The sequence below is a fragment of the Streptomyces sp. NPDC051180 genome (assembly GCF_040689545.1).
Lineage (GTDB): Bacteria > Actinomycetota > Actinomycetes > Streptomycetales > Streptomycetaceae > Streptomyces.
Genome location: NZ_JBFBBC010000005.1, coordinates 317684 through 338354, shown reverse-complemented (window position 1 = coordinate 338354; position 20671 = coordinate 317684). Strand labels below are relative to the sequence as shown.

23 protein-coding genes are annotated in these 20671 nt (G+C 72.6%); 7 read left to right on the top strand and 16 right to left on the bottom strand.

What is annotated here, in order from left to right; genetic code table 11:
* Positions 1 to 85: 85 nt before the first annotated feature.
* From AB0424_RS12970 to AB0424_RS12950, 5 genes are all read left to right on the top strand, one after another.
* Positions 86 to 1402 carry a sugar ABC transporter substrate-binding protein gene (locus tag AB0424_RS12970; protein ID WP_366304651.1) on the top strand — a complete coding sequence of 439 codons (1317 nt, stop codon included), beginning with the start codon at positions 86 to 88 and terminating at the stop codon, positions 1400 to 1402.
* Between the two features lies 1 nt (position 1403).
* Complete coding sequence (locus tag AB0424_RS12965) at positions 1404 to 2312, top strand: sugar ABC transporter permease (protein WP_366304649.1); 909 nt, start codon at positions 1404 to 1406, stop codon at positions 2310 to 2312.
* The gene (locus AB0424_RS12960; protein WP_366304647.1) at positions 2309 to 3160 is read left to right on the top strand and encodes a carbohydrate ABC transporter permease; all 852 of its coding nucleotides are present in this window, start codon (positions 2309 to 2311) and stop codon (positions 3158 to 3160) included. Before AB0424_RS12965 ends, AB0424_RS12960 begins: the two co-directional genes overlap by 4 nt.
* 17 nt (positions 3161 to 3177) lie before the next feature.
* Positions 3178 to 4200 (top strand): hydroxyacid dehydrogenase, encoded by a 1023-nt coding sequence (locus tag AB0424_RS12955; protein WP_366304645.1) that lies wholly within the window; start codon positions 3178 to 3180, stop codon positions 4198 to 4200.
* Positions 4201 to 4287: 87 nt separating this feature from the next.
* Positions 4288 to 4986 carry an ester cyclase gene (locus AB0424_RS12950; protein ID WP_366304643.1) on the top strand — a complete coding sequence of 233 codons (699 nt, stop codon included), beginning with the start codon at positions 4288 to 4290 and terminating at the stop codon, positions 4984 to 4986.
* A gap of 120 nt (positions 4987 to 5106) precedes the next feature.
* Here the strand turns inward: AB0424_RS12950 and groL are convergent, their stop codons facing one another.
* From groL to AB0424_RS12935, 3 genes are all read right to left on the bottom strand, one after another.
* A complete protein-coding gene (gene groL / locus AB0424_RS12945; RefSeq protein WP_366304642.1) occupies positions 5107 to 6735 on the bottom strand; it encodes a chaperonin GroEL in 1629 nt (542 codons plus the stop codon).
* A gap of 118 nt (positions 6736 to 6853) precedes the next feature.
* Positions 6854 to 7162, bottom strand: coding sequence for a co-chaperone GroES (groES, locus tag AB0424_RS12940; RefSeq protein WP_017239619.1), 309 nt, complete (start codon positions 7160 to 7162; stop codon positions 6854 to 6856).
* 436 nt (positions 7163 to 7598) lie between these two features.
* The gene (locus tag AB0424_RS12935; RefSeq protein WP_366304641.1) at positions 7599 to 8516 is read right to left on the bottom strand and encodes a polysaccharide deacetylase family protein; all 918 of its coding nucleotides are present in this window, start codon (positions 8514 to 8516) and stop codon (positions 7599 to 7601) included.
* 130 nt (positions 8517 to 8646) lie between these two features.
* On the opposite strand from AB0424_RS12935, the gene AB0424_RS12930 reads away from it, so the two are divergent.
* Positions 8647 to 9837 carry a class I SAM-dependent methyltransferase gene (locus AB0424_RS12930; RefSeq protein ID WP_366304639.1) on the top strand — a complete coding sequence of 397 codons (1191 nt, stop codon included), beginning with the start codon at positions 8647 to 8649 and terminating at the stop codon, positions 9835 to 9837.
* On the opposite strand, the gene AB0424_RS12925 is transcribed toward AB0424_RS12930, so the two are convergent.
* From AB0424_RS12925 to tsaB, 8 genes are all read right to left on the bottom strand, one after another.
* On the bottom strand, positions 9776 to 10444 hold the full coding sequence (locus AB0424_RS12925) for a hypothetical protein (RefSeq protein ID WP_366304637.1): 669 nt from the start codon (positions 10442 to 10444) through the stop codon (positions 9776 to 9778). The genes AB0424_RS12930 and AB0424_RS12925 overlap by 62 nt on opposite strands.
* Before the next feature lie 9 nt (positions 10445 to 10453).
* A complete protein-coding gene (locus AB0424_RS12920) occupies positions 10454 to 11740 on the bottom strand; it encodes an RNA polymerase sigma factor (protein ID WP_366304635.1) in 1287 nt (428 codons plus the stop codon).
* A gap of 25 nt (positions 11741 to 11765) precedes the next feature.
* Positions 11766 to 12131 carry a YciI family protein gene (locus AB0424_RS12915; protein WP_366304633.1) on the bottom strand — a complete coding sequence of 122 codons (366 nt, stop codon included), beginning with the start codon at positions 12129 to 12131 and terminating at the stop codon, positions 11766 to 11768.
* Positions 12132 to 12228: 97 nt separating this feature from the next.
* Positions 12229 to 13119 (bottom strand): polysaccharide deacetylase family protein, encoded by an 891-nt coding sequence (locus AB0424_RS12910; protein WP_366304632.1) that lies wholly within the window; start codon positions 13117 to 13119, stop codon positions 12229 to 12231.
* Between the two features lie 124 nt (positions 13120 to 13243).
* Positions 13244 to 13498 (bottom strand): hypothetical protein, encoded by a 255-nt coding sequence (locus tag AB0424_RS12905; protein WP_366304630.1) that lies wholly within the window; start codon positions 13496 to 13498, stop codon positions 13244 to 13246.
* Positions 13495 to 14607 carry a tRNA (adenosine(37)-N6)-threonylcarbamoyltransferase complex transferase subunit TsaD gene (tsaD, locus tag AB0424_RS12900; RefSeq protein ID WP_366304628.1) on the bottom strand — a complete coding sequence of 371 codons (1113 nt, stop codon included), beginning with the start codon at positions 14605 to 14607 and terminating at the stop codon, positions 13495 to 13497. The genes AB0424_RS12905 and tsaD overlap by 4 nt, the downstream gene beginning before the upstream one ends.
* 30 nt (positions 14608 to 14637) lie before the next feature.
* Positions 14638 to 15111 (bottom strand): ribosomal protein S18-alanine N-acetyltransferase, encoded by a 474-nt coding sequence (gene rimI / locus AB0424_RS12895; protein WP_366304791.1) that lies wholly within the window; start codon positions 15109 to 15111, stop codon positions 14638 to 14640.
* Between the two features lie 17 nt (positions 15112 to 15128).
* Positions 15129 to 15785: a tRNA (adenosine(37)-N6)-threonylcarbamoyltransferase complex dimerization subunit type 1 TsaB gene (gene tsaB, locus AB0424_RS12890; RefSeq protein ID WP_366304627.1), complete on the bottom strand. Its 657-nt coding sequence runs from the start codon at positions 15783 to 15785 to the stop codon at positions 15129 to 15131.
* 120 nt (positions 15786 to 15905) lie between these two features.
* On the opposite strand from tsaB, the gene AB0424_RS12885 reads away from it, so the two are divergent.
* Positions 15906 to 16448, top strand: coding sequence for a L,D-transpeptidase (locus AB0424_RS12885; protein WP_366304789.1), 543 nt, complete (start codon positions 15906 to 15908; stop codon positions 16446 to 16448).
* 147 nt (positions 16449 to 16595) lie between these two features.
* Here AB0424_RS12885 and AB0424_RS12880 read toward each other — a convergent pair whose 3' ends face one another.
* From AB0424_RS12880 to AB0424_RS12860, 5 genes are all read right to left on the bottom strand, one after another.
* Positions 16596 to 16763: a hypothetical protein gene (locus tag AB0424_RS12880; RefSeq protein WP_366304625.1), complete on the bottom strand. Its 168-nt coding sequence runs from the start codon at positions 16761 to 16763 to the stop codon at positions 16596 to 16598.
* 136 nt (positions 16764 to 16899) lie between these two features.
* Entirely contained in the window at positions 16900 to 17400 is a 501-nt protein-coding gene (tsaE, locus tag AB0424_RS12875) for a tRNA (adenosine(37)-N6)-threonylcarbamoyltransferase complex ATPase subunit type 1 TsaE (RefSeq protein WP_366304623.1), read from the bottom strand.
* Between the two features lie 33 nt (positions 17401 to 17433).
* Positions 17434 to 18585 carry an alpha/beta hydrolase gene (locus tag AB0424_RS12870; protein WP_366304621.1) on the bottom strand — a complete coding sequence of 384 codons (1152 nt, stop codon included), beginning with the start codon at positions 18583 to 18585 and terminating at the stop codon, positions 17434 to 17436.
* 20 nt (positions 18586 to 18605) lie between these two features.
* Entirely contained in the window at positions 18606 to 19754 is a 1149-nt protein-coding gene (alr, locus tag AB0424_RS12865) for an alanine racemase (protein WP_366304620.1), read from the bottom strand.
* A 20-nt stretch (positions 19755 to 19774) separates the two neighbouring features.
* The gene (locus AB0424_RS12860; RefSeq protein WP_366304618.1) at positions 19775 to 20641 is read right to left on the bottom strand and encodes a L,D-transpeptidase; all 867 of its coding nucleotides are present in this window, start codon (positions 20639 to 20641) and stop codon (positions 19775 to 19777) included.
* Positions 20642 to 20671 lie beyond the last annotated feature (30 nt).

Genomic DNA, 20671 nt, shown 5'->3' with positions numbered 1-20671 from the left:
ATCTTTCGCTCTTGACTTCGGTCATGAACGGTCACAGGATCACGGCCACAACCTCCCCAGCCGCCCCGCCCTCAGGAGCCGAGCCGTGACCCGTAGTTGGAGCAGAACGTCCCGCGTCATAGCCGGCACCGCCACCGCCCTCGCCGTCCTCACGGCCTGCGGCGGCGGCGGTGACGACACCGCGAACAAGTCGAACGGGCCCGTGACCATCACCTTCTGGGGCTGGGCCAAGGGCTCCAAGGACGTCGTGGACGCCTTCAACGCCTCCCACACCGACATCCAGGTGAAGTTCGAGGAGATCCCCTCCGGCACCGCCGGCGGCTACGCCAAGATCTCCAACGCCGTGAAGGCCGGCAACGCCCCCGACCTCGTCTCCATCGAGTACTCCTCGCTCCCCGAGTTCGTGAGCTCCGGAGCCCTCCAGGACATCGGCGGCGAGTTCACCGAGGCCGACCGCGCCAAGCTGCTCCCGCAGACCGTCGAACTCACCACCCTCGGGGGCAAGTCCTGGGCCGTCCCCTTCGACGCCGCCCCCCAGGCGTTCTTCTACCGCAAGGACCTCTTCGCCACGTACAAGGTCCAGGTCCCCACCACCTGGGACGAGTTCAGGAAGGCCGCCGAGCAGGTCAGGAAGGCCGACGCCAAGGCCCGCATCGCCACCTTCTTCCCCGACGACCCGACCACCTTCGAGGCCATGGCCTGGCAGGCCGGCGCCCAGTGGTTCAAGGCCGAGAACGAGACCTGGAAGATCGACACCACCGACCCCGCCACCACCAAGGTCGCCGGCTACTGGCAGGGCCTCCTCGACGCCGGACTCGTCCACAAGAACGCCTCCTTCAGCCCCGAGTGGACCGGCTCCCTCAAGAACGGCACCACCATCGGCTACCTCGGCGCGTCCTGGGGCGCGGGCGTCCTCAAGGGGACCCTCCCCGAGCAGGACGGCAAGTGGGGCGTCGCCCCCATGCCCACCTGGGACGGCAAGCCCGCCAGCGGCATGCTCGGCGGCACCTCCTTCGCCGTCACCAAGGACAGCGGGCAGAAGGCCGCGGCCGTCGCCTTCGCCGAGTGGATGTCCACCACCGAGGACGGCGTGAAGGCCCGCATCGCCTCCGGCACCTCCTCCGCCTTCCCCGCCGCCGCGGCCCTGCGCCCCGTCGCCAAGAAGGCGTTCGACGCGAGCTACTACGGCGGGCAGGACATCTACGCCCTCTTCGAGGCCGCGGGCGCGTCCATCAGCCCGAACTGGGCCTGGGGCCCGACCACCGGCACCACCAACACCGCGATCAAGGACCAGTTCGGCAAGATCGCCCAGGGCGGCCCCGGCATCGCCGACGCCGTCAAGGCCGGCCACGACGCCACCGTCGCCGAACTCACCAAGCGCGGCCTGAAGGTCGAGGGCTGACATGAAGGCCCGAACCCGCGCCGCGGCGATCCTGCTGACCCCCTTCTTCCTCCTGTTCACCGCGGTGATGGTGGTGCCGATCGGCTACGCGGTCTGGCTCAGCCTCTTCACCGAGAAGCAGTCCGGACTGGGCTTCGGCGGCACCGAGACCGTCTTCACCGGCCTCGACAACTACACCGCCGCGCTCGGTGACCGGGCCTTCCGCGAGGGCTTCGGCGTCCTGCTCGGATACTGCCTGCTCTACATCCCGCTCCTGCTCGCCGGAGCCCTCGGCCTCGCCCTCCTGCTGGACTCGGCGCTCGCCCGCGCCCGCCGCTTCTTCCAGCTCGCGCTCTTCCTGCCGCACGCCGTCCCCGGCATCATCGCCGCGCTGATCTGGGTCTACCTGTACACGCCCCAGCTCAGCCCGGTCGTCAAGGCGATGGAGGCCGGCGGCGTCGGCTTCGACTTCTTCTCCCCCGAAGGCGCGCTGCCCTCCGTCGTCAACATCGCCCTGTGGGAGTGGCTCGGCTACAACATGGTCATCTTCTACGCGGCACTCCAGGCCATCGACCGCTCCGTCCTCGAAGCGGCCACCGTCGACGGGGCCGGCGCCTGGCGGATCGCCTTCGCCGTCAAGATCCCCCTCGTCAAGGCATCCCTCGCCATGGTCGGCCTCTTCACGGTCATCGGCTCCCTCCAGCTCTTCACCGAGCCGCTGATCCTCAACAAGGGCACCGGCTCCGCCGTCACCTCCACCTGGACGCCGAACATGTACGCGTACACCGCGGCCTTCGACCGCAACGACTACGGACTCGCGGCCGCCGCCTCCGTGCTCCTCGCCCTCACGGCCGCCCTGCTCTCCTTCGCCGTCACGCGGTTCACCGGCCGCCGCAAGGCCGGCACGGCACGGAAGGAGCGCACCGCATGAGCACCCGCTCCCCCGGCCGCTGGCTCTCGAAGACCGCCGTCAACGGCGCCCTCGTCCTCGCCGTCGTCTACATGCTCTTCCCGCTGATCTGGCTGCTCACCGCCGCCACCAAGGACGCCGGCGGCCTCCTCGCCGGAAACGCCTTCTCCTTCGACGGCTTCGACCTCGGCGGCAACCTGAGCCGGCTCGCCGAGTACAACGACGGCATCTACTTCCACTGGTACGCGAACAGCCTGCTCTACGCCGGACTCGGCGCCCTCGCCTGCTCGCTGGTCAGCGTCGCCGCCGGATACGCCTTCCACGTCTACGACTTCCGGGGCAAGGAGGCGCTCTTCGGGCTCGTCCTCCTCGGCGTGCTCGTCCCCACCACCGCGCTCGCCCTGCCGATGTACCTCCTCGCCAGCGAGGTCGGGGTCGTCAACACCTACTGGGCCGTGCTGATCCCCGTCCTCGTCAACCCCTTCGGCGTCTACCTCTCCCGGGTCTTCTGCGCCGGCTACATCCCCGACGAGGCCCTGGAGGCCGCCCGCATCGACGGCGCCGGCGAACTGCGCGTCTTCTGGTCCATCGGCCTGCGCATGGTCATGCCCGGCTTCGTGACCGTCTTCCTCTTCCAGTTCACCGCCGTCTGGAACAACTTCTTCCTCCCCCTGGTCATGCTGTCCGACCAGAAGCTCTACCCCCTGAGCCTCGGGCTGTACGCGTGGAACAGCAACGCCCACGCCGAACCCGACTTCTACCCCCTCGTCGTCACCGGGTCGCTGCTCGCCGTCGTCCCCCTCGTCGTCGCCTTCGTCTCCCTTCAGCGCCACTGGAAGGCCGGCCTCACCGCCGGCAGCGTCAAGTGAGGAAGGCCGGATCCCCCATGCGCCCCGCCCCCGACCACCGTCCCGCCCTCCTCCTCGCGATGGGCCCCGGCGTTCCCGAACGCCTGCTCACCGACGCCCACCGCGACCGGCTCGCCGCGCTCACCCGCACCGACCCGCACCTCGTCGCCCACGACCTCACCGCCCCCGACGCCCGGGTCGCCGCCGCCCTCGCCGACGCCGAACTCCTCCTCACCTGCTGGGGAGCGACCCCCCTGACCCCCGAGGTCCTCGACCGCGCGCCCCGCCTCAAGGCCGTCGTCCACGCCGCCGGCTCCGTCAAGCACCACATCACCGACGCCTGCTGGGACCGCGGCCTCCGCGTCACCTCGGCCGCCTCGGCCAACGCGCTGCCCGTCGCCGAGTACACGCTCGCCGCCATCCTCTTCGCGGGAAAGCGGGTCCTCGGCTCCGCCCGGCGCTACGCCGAACTCCGCGCCGACCACACCTGGCTCGTCGAGTCCGCCCCCTGGGGCAACTACCGCCGCACCGTCGGCCTCGTCGGCGCCTCCCGCATCGGCCGCCGCGTGATCGACCTCCTGAGCCCCTTCGACATCGAGGTCCTCCTCTACGACCCGTACGTCGACGTCGCCCCGCCCGGCGTGGAACTCGTGACCGACCTCGACGACCTCTGCGCCCGCAGCACCGTCGTCTCGGTCCACGCGCCCCAACTCCCCTCGACCCGGCACATGATCGGCGCCTCACAGCTCGCCGCCATGCCCGACGGCGCCACCCTGATCAACACCTCCCGCGGCTCCCTGATCGACGAGCAGGCCCTCCTCCCCCACCTCGTCTCCGGCCGCCTCCACGCCACCCTCGACGTCACCGACCCGGAACTCCCGCCCCCCGACTCCCCCCTCTACACCCTCCCCAACGTCCTCCTCACCCCCCACGTCGCCGGCTCCCTCGGCAACGAACTCCACCGCATGACCGACCAGGCCCTCGACGAGATCGCCCGCTACGTCCACGGCGAACCCTTCGCCGAGGAGGTCCTCGTCGACGACCTGACGCGCTCGGCCTAGCCGCCCGGTCCCGGTGTCCGCGCTCCCCCTGCCCCCCGCAGGCACCCCACCTAGACTGGAGAGGTCCCACCGCGGTCGGGAGGCGTCATGACGTTCGTACAGATCATCGACTGCAAGACGAGTCGGGTGGACGACCTGAACCGGCTCATGGATCAGTGGGTCGAGCAGACCGAGGGGAAACGGACCGCGACCCACAGCATGGTCGGGAAGGACCGGTCGGACGGCTCGCACATCGTGGAGATCGTCGAGTTCCCGTCGTACGACGTGGCCATGCGCAACTCGCAGCTTCCCGAGACCGACCGGATCTTCCGGGAGATGGTGGCGCTCTGTGACGAGATGCCGACCTTCACGGACCTGGACGTGGTCCGGGACGAGGCGATGTACAAGAACAACGCCCGGCGGCTGCTGGAGATGTTCGCGACGGAGCGGGAGCTGGCGCTGATGGACGAGGTGCTGGCGGAGGGGTACCACGACCACGATCCGACCAACGAGCAGGACGTGATCGGCATGGACGCGGTCCGGCGCGAGGTGGAGATGTGGCGGGGCGGCTTCGACTTCGCGTTCACCGTGGACGACCAGATCGCGGAGGGCGACCGGGTCTGCACCCGCTGGACGTGGAAGGGCAGCCACACCGGCGACTTCATGGGGCTCCAGCCGACCGGCATGGAGGTGACGATGACCGGGACGGTCATCCACCGGTTCCGGGACGACGGGAAGATCGTCGAGGGCTGGTGGCAGTACGACCTGCTGGGGCTGATGGGCCGGCTCGGCGCCATCGAGGGCTAGGGCCGCCGCCCCTCCGGATCCGAGGCGGCGGGTCCCGGGCGCCCCGCCCAGGACGCACCGAGGCCCGGTGCCCCCGCGACGGGGGCACCGGGCCTCGTTACCTGCTGTGGGCTATGCGCCTCAGTGGGAGTGACCGTGGCCGTGGCCGTGGCCCGCGTCCGCCGGCTCCTCTTCCTTCTTCTCCACCACGAGGGTCTCGGTGGTGAGCAGGAGGGAGGCGATGGAGGCGGCGTTCTCCAGGGCGGAGCGCGTCACCTTGACCGGGTCGATGACGCCGGCCTTGACCAGGTCGCCGTACTCGCCGGTCGCGGCGTTGAAGCCCTGGCCCTTGTCGAGCTCCGCCACCTTCGAGGTGATGACGTAGCCCTCGAGGCCGGCGTTCTCGGCGATCCAGCGCAGCGGCTCGACGGCGGCACGGCGGACGACCGCGACACCCGTGGCCTCGTCGCCGGTCTTGTCGAGGTTGCCCTCGAGGACCTTGACGGCGTGGACCAGAGCGGAGCCACCACCGGAGACGATGCCCTCCTCGACCGCGGCGCGGGTCGCGGAGATGGCGTCCTCCAGACGGTGCTTCTTCTCCTTCAGCTCCACCTCGGTGGCGGCGCCGACCTGGATCACGCACACGCCGCCGGCCAGCTTCGCGAGGCGCTCCTGGAGCTTCTCGCGGTCCCAGTCGGAGTCCGTGGACTCGATCTCGGCCTTGATCTGGTTGACGCGGCCCGCGACGTCCTCGGAGTTGCCGCCACCGTCGACGATGGTGGTGGAGTCCTTGGTGATGGTCACGCGGCGGGCGGTGCCCAGCACGTCCAGACCGGCCTGGTCGAGCTTGAGGCCGACCTCCTCGGCGATGACGGTGGCACCGGTGAGGGTGGCCATGTCGCCGAGCATCGCCTTGCGGCGGTCGCCGAAGCCGGGGGCCTTGACGGCCACCGCGTTGAAGGTGCCGCGGATCTTGTTCACGACCAGGGTCGACAGGGCCTCGCCCTCGACGTCCTCGGCGATGATCAGGAGCGGCTTGCTGGCGCCGGCCTGGATGACCTTCTCCAGGATGGGCAGCAGGTCCTGGATCGAGGAGATCTTGCCCTGGTTGATCAGGATGTACGGGTCGTCGAGGACGGCCTCCATACGCTCCTGGTCGGTCACCATGTACGGGGACAGGTAGCCCTTGTCGAAGGCCATGCCCTCGGTGAAGTCGAGCTCCAGGCCGAAGGTGTTGGACTCCTCGACGGTGATGACACCGTCCTTGCCGACCTTGTCCATGGCCTCGGCGATGAGCTCGCCGACCTGCTGGTCCTGCGCGGAGAGCGCGGCGACGGCGGCGATGTCGGACTTGTCCTCGATCGGGCGCGCGGTGGCGAGCAGCTCGTCGGAGACGGCCTTGACGGCGGCGTCGATGCCCTTCTTCAGGGCGGCCGGGGAGGCGCCGGCGGCGACGTTGCGCAGACCCTCGCGGACCAGGGCCTGGGCGAGCACGGTGGCGGTGGTGGTGCCGTCACCCGCGATGTCGTTGGTCTTGGTCGCCACCTCCTTCACCAGCTGGGCGCCGAGGTTCTCGTACGGGTCGTCGATCTCGACCTCGCGGGCGATCGTGACACCGTCGTTGGTGATGGTGGGGGCGCCGAACTTCTTGTCGATGACGACGTTGCGGCCCTTGGGGCCGATCGTCACCTTGACCGTGTCGGCAAGCTTGTTGACGCCGCGCTCAAGGGCGCGACGGGCGTCCTCGTCGAACTTCAGGATCTTCGCCATGGGAGCGGTTCAGCCCTCTCGGATTCAGGTGGAACGAACTGCGCCCCGGGGCGCCTGGAAGGGGCCTCGGGGCGCAGCTCAAAGCATCTGCTTCAGGTACTTCGGGTACTTCGGTGAATTACTTCTCGACGATCGCGAGCACGTCGCGAGCCGAGAGGACGAGGTACTCCTCGCCGTTGTACTTCACCTCGGTGCCGCCGTACTTGCTGTACAGCACGATGTCGCCGGTCTTGACGTCGAGCGGCAGACGCTCGCCGTTCTCGAAGCGGCCCGGGCCCACGGCCAGGACGACGCCCTCCTGGGGCTTCTCCTTGGCGGTGTCCGGAATGACCAGGCCAGAGGCGGTGGTCTGCTCGGCGTCGAGCGGCTGGACCACAATGCGGTCCTCGAGCGGCTTGATGGCAACCTTGGAGCTGGTGGTCGTCACGATCCGACCTCCCCCTTCGGAGATCTCACGGGGCTAACTGTCTGAGGTGGCGACCAGGTCGATCCGTCGTCGCGGGTGCCGGACCTGCCTGTCGCTGTGTTGGCACTCTCCAGTGGGGAGTGCCAGAGCCGAGACTATGACCGCGATTAGCACTCGGTCAAGCGGAGTGCCAATTCATCGCTCCGTGGCGTGACCGGCCGGCGTTCCGGCAGGTCGTGCGTCCGGCTCTCGCACCCCCGGGCGTCCGCCGCGTGGGGGACGCCTTCCGGCCTCTCGTCACGCGCCTCCTCGCGGGTCGGTGCGGGCCGGTGGCCGACCCGTTCCACCGCCTTCCGGCCGAGCCGTTCGATCGGGTCGACCGAGGAGGCGCAGGCCGGGAGGGCGAGGAGCGTGCCGGTGACGGCGAGAGCGGCGGTCCACCGCCGCGCCCGGGTCCTCACACGTAGTCCTCCAGCTTCGCGACGGCGTACCCCTTGGAGGTGATCACGTCCATCACCCGCCGGATCATGTCCGGCATGGTGCCCTTCCAGTCCTCCTTGCCGCGGAAGTGGGTGAGCACGATGTCGCCGGGGTGCAGGTCGCGGTCCCACTCGCGCCACTCCATGTGGTCGGGGAACGCCTCGGCGGCCCAGAGCGGGACGGCCTTGACCCCGCAGGACGCGGCCGCGCGCAGGGTGTCCTCGTTGTAGTTGCCGTAGGGAGGCCGGAAGAGCGGCGGCCGCTTGCCGAACTTCTTCTCGATGACCTCCTGCATGCCGCAGATCTCGCGCTTCTGCTTGGCGTAGGAGAGGGCGGGCAGGTAGCGGTGGTTCAGCGTGTGGTTGTGCAGGGAGACGCCGGACTTCTGCATCTTCGCGAAGTAGCCGTAGTCGTCGCTGACGACGTAGTCGCTGAGGAAGGCGCTGTAGGGGATCCGGAGTTCGTCCATCATCCGCAGCAGGGCGGGGTCCTTCTCCGCGCCGTCGTCGATGGTGAGGAAGACGACCTTCTGCTGGGTCGGGACGGTGGTGAAGACGGGCGGGAGGCCCTCGCCGTCGGTCTCGAAGCCCTTGCGGGTGGTGATCTTCGGCTTGACGGCGGGCGGGGCGGGCGCCTCCAGCGGGGTCCGGGTCAGGCCCCACTTCTTGGCGGCGAGCGCGCGGGCGGCGCGCTGCTTGCGGACCTTCTCCAGCTGGGCGTTGAGTGCGCCGGAGGCGCCCTGGACGGCCGGGGCCTGCTGTCCGGCGGCGGGGCCGGGGGCGCCCCGGTCCGGTTCGGCGGCGCCGGAGCAGGCCGTGGCCGTCGCGGCGAGGGCGGCGACGAGGAGGGCGGCCCCGAGGGCCCGAGGACGGGGGTGGGGCGCGCCGATTGCCATCAATTCTTCCTTTTGTCGTACGAGCTGCATGGCGCCGCATCCTGTCAGCGCGGAACCCCCTTCACCCGGCGCGACACCGCCGTACGGCCCCGCCGTCCCCCGGCCGGCCCACAGCGGCGCAGGGCCCACAATGGGACGGGTGACCGACCTCGCCTCCTTCGCCTCCCTGCTCGGCCCCGAGGGCCAGACGCTCCTGACCGCCCTGCGCGACCACGACCCCGCCCAGGAGCTGGCGGTGGTCTCCCGGCTGCGCCGCGACCATCCCGCCGAGCTGGTCACGGCGGCGATCGGCCAGGCACGGCTGCGGCAGCGGGCGGTGGCGAAGTTCGGCGCCGAGGACGCGTACCGCATGTACTTCACGCCGAACGGCGTCGAGCAGTCGACCCGCGCCTCGGTCGGCGCCTACCGGGCGGCCCGGCTGAAGGCGCTCGGCGTCGGCAGCGTCGCGGACCTCTGCTCCGGGATCGGCGGCGACGCGATCGCGCTCGCCCGCGCCGGGATCTCCGTCCTGGCGGTCGACCGCGACCCGCTGACCGCCGAGGCGGTCAGGGCCAACGCGGCGGCGCTCGGCCTCGCGGAGCTGATCGAGGTCCGCTGCGCGGACGTGACCGAGATCGACACCAGCCCGTACGACGCGGTCTTCGTCGACCCCGCGCGGCGCGGCGGGCGGGGCCGGATCTTCGACCCGGAGGCGTACTCGCCGCCGCTGTCCTGGGCCGTCGAGGCGGCCCGCAAGGCCCGGCACGCCGCCCTGAAGGTGGCGCCCGGCATCCCGCACGAGGCCGTCCCCGCGGACGCCGAGGCGGAGTGGATCTCGGACGGCGGGGACGTGAAGGAGGCGGTGCTCTGGTTCGGCACGGAACCGGGCGCCCGGCGCGCCACGCTGCTGCCCTCCGGCGCCGGACTCACCGGCCGGGGACTGTCCGACCCGGCGGTCCGGCCGGTCGGCCGCTACCTCTACGAACCGGACGGCGCGGTCATCCGCGCGCACCTCGTCGCCGAGGTCGCCGAGGAGCTGGACGGCGGTCTGATCGACGAGACGATCGCGTACGTCACGGCCGATTCGCTCGTCCCCACCCCGTACGCCGCGGCCTACGAGATCACCGACGAACTCCCCTTCAACCTGAAGAAGTTGAAGGCGTTGCTGCGGGAGCGGGAGGTCGGCACGCTGACCGTGAAGAAGCGCGGCTCGGCGGTCGAACCCGAGGAGATCCGGCGCAGGGTGAAGCCCAAGGGCCCCAACGCGGCGACGGTGCTGCTCACTCGGGTCGCGGGAGCCCCGACGATGCTGATCGGCCGGCCCGCGGGCGGGGGCCGGTGAGCCGCACCGCGAAGCGGTAGTGGCCGAGGGCCTTCGTCAGGCCGGTGAGCCCGATGACCCAGAGGATCAGGGCGGCGCCCATGCCGTACGCGACCAGGCCGTAGCCCCCGTCCTCCCACCGCGCGCCCGCGGGCACGGCGAAGCCCAGCCAGAGCCCCGTCCCGCACATCGCGAAGGAGAGCAGCAGCCAGCAGGCGCTGAGGGCGGGGGCGCGCAGCCGGGCGTCCGTCGGGCCGTGCCGGTCGAGCGCCGCCCACCGGACGGTCAGCTCGCGGACGGTCCGGTCGCGCCGCAGGCCGCGGACGGTCAGCCAGCCGACCGGGACGAGGACGCCGATGCCGAGGACCGTGGCGAAGACCCCCGTCATGACGGTGAGCGGGTCGGGCGCCGGTCCGCCGAGCGAGGTCAACAGCACGCCGACCAGTCCCCAGCCCAGCTCCAGGAGCGCGCACCACACGAGGAACATCGCGAGCCGTCCGGGGCCCAGCAGGCGTCGTCCCAGCTCGTCGAGTGCGCGCGCCCGGTCGGCGAGCAGCGCCTCGCGGTCGGGCCAGCTGCGGAGTTCGGCGGGCGGGGGCGGCGGGGGAAGGGGCGTGCGCGGGGACATGCCCCGACCCTAAGCGCCGTCGGCCGGCCCCCGCGACGGACTTCCGGGCCTCCGGTCCCCGGGCTCCCCCTCCGCGGCCCGCGCCCGCAGCAGAGCCCGCTCGCTCTCGTTGCGGGTGAGGGCCGCCGCCCGTTCGAACTCGGCGCGCGCCTCCGCCGTCCGCCCGAGCCGTTCCAGCAGGTCGCCCCGGACGCTGGGCAGCAAGTGGTAGCGCGCGAGGGCGGGTTCGTCGGCGAGGGCGTCGACGAGGGGGAGGGCCGCGGCCGGGCCCTCGGTCATCGACACGGCGACGGCGCGGTTCAGTTCGACCACCGGGGAGGGCGCGAGGACGCCGAGCCGGCCGTACAGCGCGGCGATGGTCGCCCAGTCCGTCACCTCGTACGAGGCCGCCCGCGCGTGGCAGGCGGCGATCGCGGCCTGGAGGGCGTACGGGCCGTAGGAGCGCCCGTCCCCGGCCCGCGCCAGGGCCGCGAACCCGCGCCGGATCAGCAGCCGGTCCCAGCGCCGCCGGTTCTGCTCGGCGAGGAGCACCGGCCGGCCGCCGGCGCCGGTCCTGGCGGCCGTCCGGGACGCCTGCAGTTCGAGGAGGGCGGCGAGGCCGTGCACCTCGCTCTCCTCGGGCATGAGGACGGCCAGCCCGCGGGCGAGCCGCAGCGCGTCCTCGCACAGGCCGGGCCGCAGCAGGTCGTCGCCGGCGGTGGCCGCGTACCCCTCGTTGAAGATCAGGTAGACGACCTCCAGGACGGAGCCGAGCCGGGCGGCGCGCTCCTCCCCGTACGGCACCTCGAACGCGACGCCCTCCCGGGCGAGGGTCCGCTTGGCACGGGTGACGCGCGCCGCGACGGTCGCCTCCGGGACGAGGAAGGCGCGGGCGATCTCGTCGGTCCTGAGCCCGCCGACGAGCCGGAGCGTGAGCGCCGCCCGCGCCTCGGCGGAGAGCACGGGGTGGCAGGCGGTGAAGACGAGCCGGAGGACGTCGTCGTCGATGTCGCCGGGGCCGGACGGCTCGGGGTCGTACGACGCCTCCGTGAGCGTCCGGCCGACCTCGGCGAGCTTCCGGGCGTACGTCTCGCGCCGCCGCACCAGGTCGACGGCGCGGTGCTTGGCGGCGGCCGTCAGCCAGGCACCCGGCCGTTCCGGGACGCCCGACCGCGGCCACTGCTCAAGGGCGGAGACGAGGGCGTCCTGCGCGATCTCCTCGGCGATGCCGACGTCGCGGACGATCCTCGCCACGGTGGCGATGATCCGCGCCGACTCCATCCGGAAGACCGTCTCCACCGTGCTCTGCACCGTCACGGGTCACATGACAGCACACCGCGGGTCAGCCCTCCGGCATCTCCTCGACCTCGCGGACCTCCAGGCCGACCTTCCAGTGCGGCGGGTGGACGGCGAGGAAGCGCTTCCCCCACTCGACGGCCTCGGCCATGTCCTTGCACTGGAGCATCGCGTAGCCGCCGACGACCTCCTTGGTCTCGGTGAACGGTCCGTCGGTGTACGACAGCTTCCCGTCCGACCAGGTGATCCGGGTGGCCTCGGCGGTCGGCCGCAGACCGGCGGTGTCCACCATCGCGCCGGCCTTGCCGATCTCCTCGAAGAGCGCGCCCATCCGCTCCTCGAAGCCGGGGTCGGCGCTCTCCATGTCGATGGTGTTCTCCTCGATGCGGACGAGGGACAGGAAGCGGGGCATGACGACTCCTCGGTGGTGCGGTGGCGGGGCCGTTCCCCGCCTTCCACACATACGTCGAACGGGGAGGGGCCGCATCGACACCACGCCAGGAGAAGTTCTAGACGTAGTCCTCCAGGCGGGCCACGGTGAAGCCCTGTTCCTGGATGCGGCGCAGCATGGTCGCCGTCATCTCGGTCATCGTGCGGCCCTTGAGCTCGGAGGGGCCGCGGAAGTGGGCCAGGACGATGTCGCCGGGTCGGAGCTTCCGGTCGCCGCGCTGGTACTGCATGTTCTTGATCTGCATGGACTCGCGCCACAGGACGATCGCGTCGACCCCGCACTCCCCCGCCGCCGCGCGCGTGGCCTCGTTCCAGTTGCCGTACGGGGGTCGGAAGAGGCGGGGGACCTGGCCGTACCGCTCCCGCAGCCGGGTCTGCTGGCCGCATATCTCGCGGCGCTGGGCCTCCTGGGAGAGGGTGCGCAGGTTCGGGTGGGTGAGGGTGTGGTTGGCGAGGCCGTGGCCCTGGGCGACGAGCGGCGCGAAGTACCCGTAGTCGGCGCGGATGGCGGCGTCGGTGAGGAACATCGTGAAGGGGATGTCGAGGTCCCTCATCATCTCGACGAAGGCGGGGTCCTTCTCGGCCCCGTCGTCGATGGTGAGGAAGACGATCTTCTCGCGGGTGGGTATCTCGCTGATGACCGGCACCGGTCCGCCGGGCGGGCGGACCACGGGCTTGACCGCGGGCGGGGCGGGCGGTGCCGCGAAGGGCCGGAGACCCCACTTGCGGTACGCGGCCGCGCGGGCGCCGCCGGCTCCGGGCGCCCGGTGCGCGCCGGCCGCCCCTCCGGCCGACCCGGCGGACGCCCCGTCGGCGCCTCCGCCGGACGCACCGCCGGTCGGGGTGGCCACGGGGGCGGGAGCGGCGGCGGGACCGTCCTCGGCCGTGCAGCCGGTCACCAGGAGGGCGACGGCGGTCAGGGCCGCCCACAGCGCGATCGTCTTCTTCACGCGCTGTGGGATGCCCCCAGCGGTCGAATGGTTGCCCGAAGCTCGCTTATTCGACCGATCCCGTCATGCGGCCGACGTGGCCCTCGGGCCCGAAGGCCGCCTGTGCGACCGCTCGTGCGACCGCCTATGCGACCGATTCGAAGCGCCAGCGGTGGACCGGGCGGGTGATCAGATCGGCGTCCGGCTCCGGCAGTTCGGGCAGCTCGGCGTCGAACGCCTCCGCCTCCCACCAGGTGAGGACGAGGACCCGGTCCTGGGGGGCCCGGAAGATCTCCCGGCGGACCGGCTCCCGGGCGAGGACCTGCGCCCGCGCCCACTCCAGGAGCTCGGCACCCCGGTCCTGGGCGGCCCGCGCCTCCCACATGAGGGTGAGCCTCACGAGTACAGGTTCTCCTTGCTGACCTCGTGCACGTGGTCGTGACCGTGGGCGTGGTCGTGCGCGCTGCCGGGCACGTGCGGGTCGGTCACCGGCAGGGACGAGTCCGCCGACAGCTCCAGGTCGGAGGCCGGCCGGTTGCGGGCCACCATCTCCGAACCGAGCGCCGCGACCATCGCGCCGTTGTCCGTGCACAGACCGGGACGGGGCACCCGCAGCCGGATGCCGGCCCGCTCGCAGCGCTCTTGGGCGAGGGCCCGCAGCCGCGAGTTGGCGGCGACGCCGCCGCCGATCATCAGGTGGTCGACGCCCTCGTCCTTGCAGGCCCGGACGGCCTTGCGGGTGAGCACGTCCACGACCGCCTCCTGGAAGGACGCGGCCACGTCCCGGACCGGCACCTCCTCGCCGGCCGCCCGCTTGGCCTCGATCCAGCGGGCCACGGCGGTCTTGAGGCCGGAGAAGGAGAAGTCGTACGCGGGGTCCCGCGAGCCGCTCAGACCGCGCGGGAACGCGATGGCGGCCGGGTCGCCCTCCTTGGCGAGCCGGTCGATGACCGGTCCGCCGGGGAAGCCGAGGTCGAGCACGCGGGCGATCTTGTCGAACGCCTCGCCGGCCGCGTCGTCGATGGTCGCGCCCATCGGGCGCACGTCGGAGGTGATGTCGGCGGAGAGCAGCAGCGAGGAGTGGCCGCCGGAGACCAGCAGGGCCATCGTCGGCTCGGGCAGCTTGCCGTGCTCCAGCTGGTCGACGCAGATGTGCGAGGCCAGGTGGTTGACGCCGTAGAGCGGCTTGCCGAGCGCGTAGGCGTACGCCTTGGCCGCCGAGACGCCGACGAGCAGCGCGCCCGCCAGGCCGGGGCCCGCGGTGACGGCGATGCCGTCGAGGTCCTTCGCCGAGACGCCGGCCGTCTTCAGGGCGCGCTCGATCGTCGGGACCATCGCCTCCAGATGGGCGCGGGAGGCGATCTCGGGCACGACGCCGCCGAAGCGGGCGTGGGTGTCGACGCTGGAGGCGATGGCGTCCGCGAGGAGCGTGGTGCCGTGGACGATGCCGACGCCGGTCTCGTCACAGGAGGTCTCGATGCCGAGTACGAGCGGTTCGTCAGCAGCCATCAGTCATTCCAGCCATGGTCGGTACGGACATCAGATCTCTGTCCCGGTTCCTTGAACGGTCAGTCGCATCACGAGCGCGTCCACGTTTCCGGGCTGGTAGTAGCCGCGCCGGAAACCGATGGGCTCGAAGCCGAAGCGCTCGTAGAGCTGCTGGGCCCGGGTGTTGTCCACGCGCACTTCGAGGAGGACCTCGTCGCACTCGAAGGCGGTGGCGTGGTGGAGCAGGTCGGTGAGGAGCCGGGCGCCGAGCCCGGTCCCCCACTGGTCGCGGGAGACGGCGATCGTCTGCACGTCGCCGAGTCCGCCGGCGGCGGCGAGTCCCGCGTAGCCGACGAGCCGCTGCCCGCCGTCCCCGTCGGGGGTCTCCGCGACGATGTAGCGGCGGGTGGCGCCCGGCCCCCGGGAGTGCGCCAGCTCGGACCAGAACATCCCCGCGGACCAGGCGTCCTCGGGGAAGAGCTCCGCTTCGAGGGCGAGCACGGGGGCGATGTCCCACCAGCGCATCTCCCGCAGCACGGCGGTCACTGGGGGGTGACCACCTTGTAGTTCTTCGGCACCTGCGCGTCGGGGCGCCGCAGGTACATCGGCAGCGGGTCGAGGAAGCCGTCCCCGCCGGCGGCGAGCCGCTCGGCGGCGAGGGCGGCGAGCGCCGCGGCCGACTGGTGCTCGGGGTCGCGGGCGTCGGGGAAGGCGTCGGGGTAGAGACGGGCGCCCGCGCCGACGACCGGGAGGCCGGCGAGCCGCTCGGCGATGTCGGCGGGCCGGTCGACGGCCGCGTCGGTCACCCGGGTGCGGGAGTCGTCGTAGCGCGCCCAGTAGACCTCCTTGCGCCGCGCGTCCGTGGCGACGGCGAAGGGCTCGTCGAGGCCGGCGGCGTAGGCGAGGCCGTCGAGGGTGCACAGTCCGTGGACGGGCACGCCGAGGGCGGAGGAGAAGGTGGCGGCGGTGACCAGACCGACGCGGAGACCCGTGTACGGGCCGGGGCCGACGCCGACGACGACGCCGGTGACCGCGTCGAGCGCGAGGCCGGCCTCCTTGAGGACCCGGTCGACGGCGGGCAGCAGCAGCTCCCCGTGACGGCGGGCGTCGACCTGGCTCGACGAGGCGACGACGGCCTCGCCGTCGTGCAGGGCGACGGTGACGGCGGGGGTGGCGGTATCCATGGCGAGCAACAGCACGCGAACAGCCTACGGCTCCCGGGCCCGGTGCCCCGAACCTCGGGGCGGCGGCTGCTACCGTCACCCTTCGATACGTTCGTACGAGAGGTGGGCACGGTGGCACGGAGCAGCTCGGGATTCGTGGCCGGGCTCACGGCGGCGGCCGTCGCCGCGGTCGCGTTCCTCGCCTACCAGGCTTCGGCCAGCGCTCCCGCCGATCTCTCGGTGAAGCCCCGGAACCCGGGCGCGTCCGTCCCCTCCGGCTCGCCGACCGGCGGCCCGAAGCGCCCGGCCGCGGACCCGCTGGCGGTGCCGGCGGCCTCGGGCACCGGCGAGCGGGTCGTGTACGCGCTCACCGACCGCCGGGTGTGGCTGGTCGACGCCAAGGGCAAGGCGACCCGCACGTTCGCGGTGATGCCGAGCACCGTGAACCCGCTGCCGGGCGCGTACCGGGTGACCTCGCGCTCGGGTTCGGTCCGCGGCTCGGACGGCGTGCAGATCGAGCACGTGGTCCGGTTCGCGAACAACCAGGACGTGGCGATCGGCTTCAGCGCCGCGGTGGACGGCTCGACGCCGGCCCCCGACCCGACGAAGAAGACCGGCGGGATCCGCATGAAGCGCGCCGACGGCGACGCCCTGTGGACCTTCGCGGTCATCGGCGCGAAGGTCGTCGTCGTCGCCTGAGACGGCCCGCGGCCTCCCGCGCCCGCACCGCCGTCCGCGACGGTGTCCGGGCGGCTCATGGCAGGGTGTCCCGCCGGTCGGGGTGTCCCTGCGGTCGGGTTGTCCCTGCCGGCAGGAGTGTCCCGGCGGTCGGCGTGTTCCTGCCGGTCAGGCCGCTTCGTCGCGCACGGCCGACGGCTCCGCCTCGGCCCGGTCGCGCTCCTCGGCGGTCTTGGCCGGCGGTGTCGAGAGCGCCCGGGCGGCCACGCAGGACGCCAGCAGCTCACTCATCGAGACGTGGTCCCGGCCGGGTTCCGCGCGCTCCGGCGTCGCCATGCATGCCTCCCGTAGGTTAGGTACGCCTAACCAGCTCGTGCGTCCATGTGACCACGGCTCGTACGACCCACGCAACACCTTGCCGACACGTTGTCGGAACCTACGGGCGGCACGCCGCCCGTCCGGCCCCCTCCGTTCAGAGCGCGGCCAGCTCCTCGCCGGCCCAGCGCGCCCCGATCCCGCGCAGCACGACCGTGCGCCGGTCGTCGTCGGTGTCGCCGGTCACCCGGTGGATGAGGAGGTGCAGCCGGTCGTCGGTGAGCTCCTCGACCTTGCCGTCGCCCCACTCGACCACCACCACGGACTCGGGCAGCGAGACGTCGAGATCGAGGTCCTCCATCTCGTCGAGGCCGCCGCCGAGGCGGTACGCGTCCACGTGCACCAGGGCCGGGCCGCCGACCAGGGACGGGTGGACGCGGGCGATGACGAACGTCGGGGAGGTGACGGCGCCACGCACGCCGAGCCCCTCGCCGAGGCCGCGGGTGAGCGTGGTCTTCCCGGCACCGAGTTCGCCGGTGAGCATGACGAGGTCTCCGGGGCGGAGGATCTTCGCGAGCCGGCGGCCGAGCTCCTGCATCTGCTGCGGGGAGTCCACGGAGAGGGTCGCGCCGGAGACGGGCGGGTGCGCTGCTTCCATACCCGCAAACTTAGCTCTTGCGGGCGTCCGCCCTCACCGCGGCCGGGCCGCCTCCGGGACCGCTCCGGCCCGCACGAGCAGGTCGGCGAGCCGGTCGGTGACCGCCTCGGGGTGCTCCAGCATCACCAGATGGCCGCCGTCGGGGACGATGACCAGCTCCGCGTCCGGGAGCAGGTCGCCGATGGCCTCGGTGTGGGAGCTGGGGGTCACCAGGTCGTTGTCGCCGGCCAGCGCCAGCACCGGAACGTCGCGGAAGGCGGCGAGGGCCGCCGCCTTGTCGTGCTCGGCGAAGGCCGGGTAGAACGCGGCGACCACGTCGATCGGGGTCGACTCGATCATCCGCTCGGCGAACCGGGCCACCGCCGGGTCCACGTCCTTCGAGGAGAAGGAGTACTTCTTGATCAGCCCGGCGAAGAGGTCGGCGGTCGCCCGCCGCCCGCGCTCGACCAGCTCCGCCTGGGAACCCAGCGCCCGCAGGACCCCCGGCAGGACCCGCCGGACGGCGTTGACCCCGGCGATCGGCAGCCCGTAGGACACCTCGCCCAGCCGGCCCGCCGAGGTGCCCACGAGGGCGACGCCGACCACCCGGTCGCGGATCAGCTCCGGCCACCGCTCCGCGAGCGCCATCACCGTCATGCCGCCCATCGAGTGCCCGACGAGCACCAGCGGGCCCTCGGGCGCCGCCGCGTCGATGACCGCCCGCAGGTCCCGGCCCAGCCGGTCGATGGTGACGGGCACCGCGTCGGGACCCGTCTGGGCCACCCCCTGGCCCGACCGGCCGTGGCTGCGCTGGTCCCAGTGGACGCTGCGGACGAGACCGCGCAGCGCGGCCCGCTGGAAGTGCCAGGAGTCCTGGTTGAGGCAGTAGCCGTGGCTGAACACGACCGTGACGGGGGCGGGTTCCTTCCGCCCGAAGAGCCGGCGGCGGCGGCCGGCCGGCGGATCCGGCTCGACCTCGTCCACCTCGTAGTACAGGACGGTCCCGTCGTCGGCGGTCGCCCGGCCGGGCGTGCCGCGCAGACCGCCGTACGGCTCGGTGGCGTCCAGGGCCAGTCGCGCCTTCTGCCGTACGGACCGGCCCACCGTGAGCCGCTCGACCGCGACTCCGGCGGCCGCGCCCGCGGCGAGCACGCCTATCGCGGCACCGGCGAAACCCGCCCGCCGCCAGCTGCTGGTCTCGCCCACGCCATCCCCCTCGTGCGTCGCTACGCGTCCAGATAGACGCGCGGCACGCGCGCGCCGATCCGGGTGACGATCTCGTACGCGATGGTGTCGGCCGCCACCGCCCAGTCCTCGGCCGTCGGCTCGCCCCGCTCCCCGGAACCGAAGAGCACCGCCTCGGTGCCCGGCTCGGGGGTGTCGCCGCCCAGGTCGACCACGAACTGGTCCATGGCGACCCGCCCGGCGACCGTACGGACGGTGTCGCCGACCAGGACGGGCCCGCGGCCCGACGCGTGCCGGGGGACGCCGTCGGCGTACCCCAGGGGGACGAGCCCCAGCGTGGTCTCGCGCTCCGTGACGTAGTGGTGCCCGTAGCTCACCCCGTGACCGGCCGGCACCTCCTTGACCAGCGCGATGCTCCCCTTCAGCGCCATGACGGGCCGCAGGCCGAGCTCGGCGGAGGTGCCGAGCTCCGGGCTCGGCGACACGCCGTACATCGCGATGCCGGGCCGGACCAGGTCGAAGTGGGCCTCGGGCAGGGTGAGGGTGGCCGGCGAGTTGGCGATGTGCCGCACCTCGGGCTCGACGCCCGCCTTCTCCGCGAGGTCCAGCATCGAGCGGAAGACGTCGAGCTGCGCGGCGATCGACGGGTGGTGGGGCTCGTCCGCACAGGCGAAGTGCGACCACAGCCCCGTCACCTTGACCAGGCCCTGCGCCTCCGCCTTCAGGGCCTCGGTGACGAGCTCCGGCCAGTCGGCGGGCTGACACCCGTTGCGCCCGAGCCCGGTGTCGGCCTTCAGCTGGATCCGCGCGCGCCGGCCGGTCGCCTCCGCGGCGGCGACGACCTCCCGCAGCGCCCACATCCCGCTCACGGACATGTCGAGACCCGCCTCGATGCCCCGGTCCCACGGGTCGCCGGGCGTCCAGAGCCAGCACATCACCGGCACGTCCGTGATCCCGGCGGCCCGCAGCGCCAGCGCCTCCTGCGGGGTGGCCGTGCCCAGCCAGTCGGCGCCGGCCTCCAGCGCGGCCCGGGCGCAGGGCACGGCGCCGTGTCCGTACGCGTCGGCCTTGACCACGGCCATGAGCCGGACGTGGGGGGCGACGCGGGCGCGCAGCGTGCGGACGTTCGCACGCAGCGCACCGAGGTCGATCTCGGCGCGGGCTCTGCGGGGCGGCGGTGTCTCAGTCATCGCGCCCAGTCTCTCAGGTGTCAGCTGCCCGGCCGCTTCCCCCAGATGTAGACCCGGTCACCCTTCTTGAGGACGCCCCAGAGTTTCTCCGCGTTCCGGTAGCTCAGATTGACGCAGCCGCGGCTGCCGGTCGGCGTGGCGAGCTGCCCGTACACGGCGTGGAACGCCTGGCCGCCGTCGAAGAACTGGGCGAACGGCATGGGAGTGTCGTAGAGGGACGACCAGTGGTCCTTGTGGCGCCAGTACACGGACTTCCAGCCCTTCCTGGTCGCGTACCCGGGCCGCCCGCTGCGGATGTTCACCACGGGGAAGGTCACCTTCTTCCCCTTCCGCACCCACATCAGCTGCCGGTCCAGGTCCACGCACGCCACCGGGTACGTCCTCACCGGGCACCGCTTCGCCGGGTCCAGCGACCTCCGCGCCGCCAGCAGCTCCGCCCTCGCCCACGTCACCGGCCCCGCGTACCCGTTCGCCGGCTTGATCCGCTCCTTCACCTGGAAGGCCCGGATCGCCCTGCAGTCCGCCGCGGACTGCCTCCCGTCCGCCTTCAGCCCCAGCAGCCGCTCCACGCGCCGCTGGTGCCTCCCCGTGCTCGCCGTGCAGGCCGCGCCCACCGCGCTCCTCGGCAGGTACTCCACCTCCCCCTCCTCCCCGGCGTCGGGGAGCGGCACCGGGACCTCCCCCTCCGGATCCAGCGGCGGCAGCACCTGGTCGGGCGTGTCCATCGGGTACTCCGGCCTCCCGCCCCCCTCCACCCCGGGCACCAGCTCGACGTCCGCCTGCTCCCCGGACCCGGGCCCCTCGGCCACGGGCACCGGGACCGCGGGCGCCGCCGCGGCGGCCCCCACCGGCCCCCAGACCATCACCGCGGCCAGCACCCACACCATCTGCGCTCTGCGCCTTCTCCCATTGATCAC

Coding starts and splice junctions, on each gene's coding strand:
- tsaD (WP_366304628.1), bottom strand. CDS start 14,607: ATGGCTGCTGACGAACCGCTCGTACTCGGCATCGAGACCTCCTGTGAC.
- alr (WP_366304620.1), bottom strand. CDS start 19,754: ATGACTGAGACACCGCCGCCCCGCAGAGCCCGCGCCGAGATCGACCTC.
- AB0424_RS12950 (WP_366304643.1), top strand. CDS start 4,288: ATGACGTTCGTACAGATCATCGACTGCAAGACGAGTCGGGTGGACGAC.
- AB0424_RS12880 (WP_366304625.1), bottom strand. CDS start 16,763: ATGGCGACGCCGGAGCGCGCGGAACCCGGCCGGGACCACGTCTCGATG.
- tsaE (WP_366304623.1), bottom strand. CDS start 17,400: ATGGAAGCAGCGCACCCGCCCGTCTCCGGCGCGACCCTCTCCGTGGAC.
- AB0424_RS12925 (WP_366304637.1), bottom strand. CDS start 10,444: ATGTCCCCGCGCACGCCCCTTCCCCCGCCGCCCCCGCCCGCCGAACTC.
- AB0424_RS12860 (WP_366304618.1), bottom strand. CDS start 20,641: ATGGTGTGGGTGCTGGCCGCGGTGATGGTCTGGGGGCCGGTGGGGGCC.
- AB0424_RS12960 (WP_366304647.1), top strand. CDS start 2,309: ATGAGCACCCGCTCCCCCGGCCGCTGGCTCTCGAAGACCGCCGTCAAC.
- rimI (WP_366304791.1), bottom strand. CDS start 15,111: ATGCGCTGGTGGGACATCGCCCCCGTGCTCGCCCTCGAAGCGGAGCTC.
- AB0424_RS12935 (WP_366304641.1), bottom strand. CDS start 8,516: ATGGCAATCGGCGCGCCCCACCCCCGTCCTCGGGCCCTCGGGGCCGCC.
- AB0424_RS12930 (WP_366304639.1), top strand. CDS start 8,647: ATGGGACGGGTGACCGACCTCGCCTCCTTCGCCTCCCTGCTCGGCCCC.
- AB0424_RS12965 (WP_366304649.1), top strand. CDS start 1,404: ATGAAGGCCCGAACCCGCGCCGCGGCGATCCTGCTGACCCCCTTCTTC.
- groL (WP_366304642.1), bottom strand. CDS start 6,735: ATGGCGAAGATCCTGAAGTTCGACGAGGACGCCCGTCGCGCCCTTGAG.
- AB0424_RS12955 (WP_366304645.1), top strand. CDS start 3,178: ATGCGCCCCGCCCCCGACCACCGTCCCGCCCTCCTCCTCGCGATGGGC.
- AB0424_RS12915 (WP_366304633.1), bottom strand. CDS start 12,131: ATGCCCCGCTTCCTGTCCCTCGTCCGCATCGAGGAGAACACCATCGAC.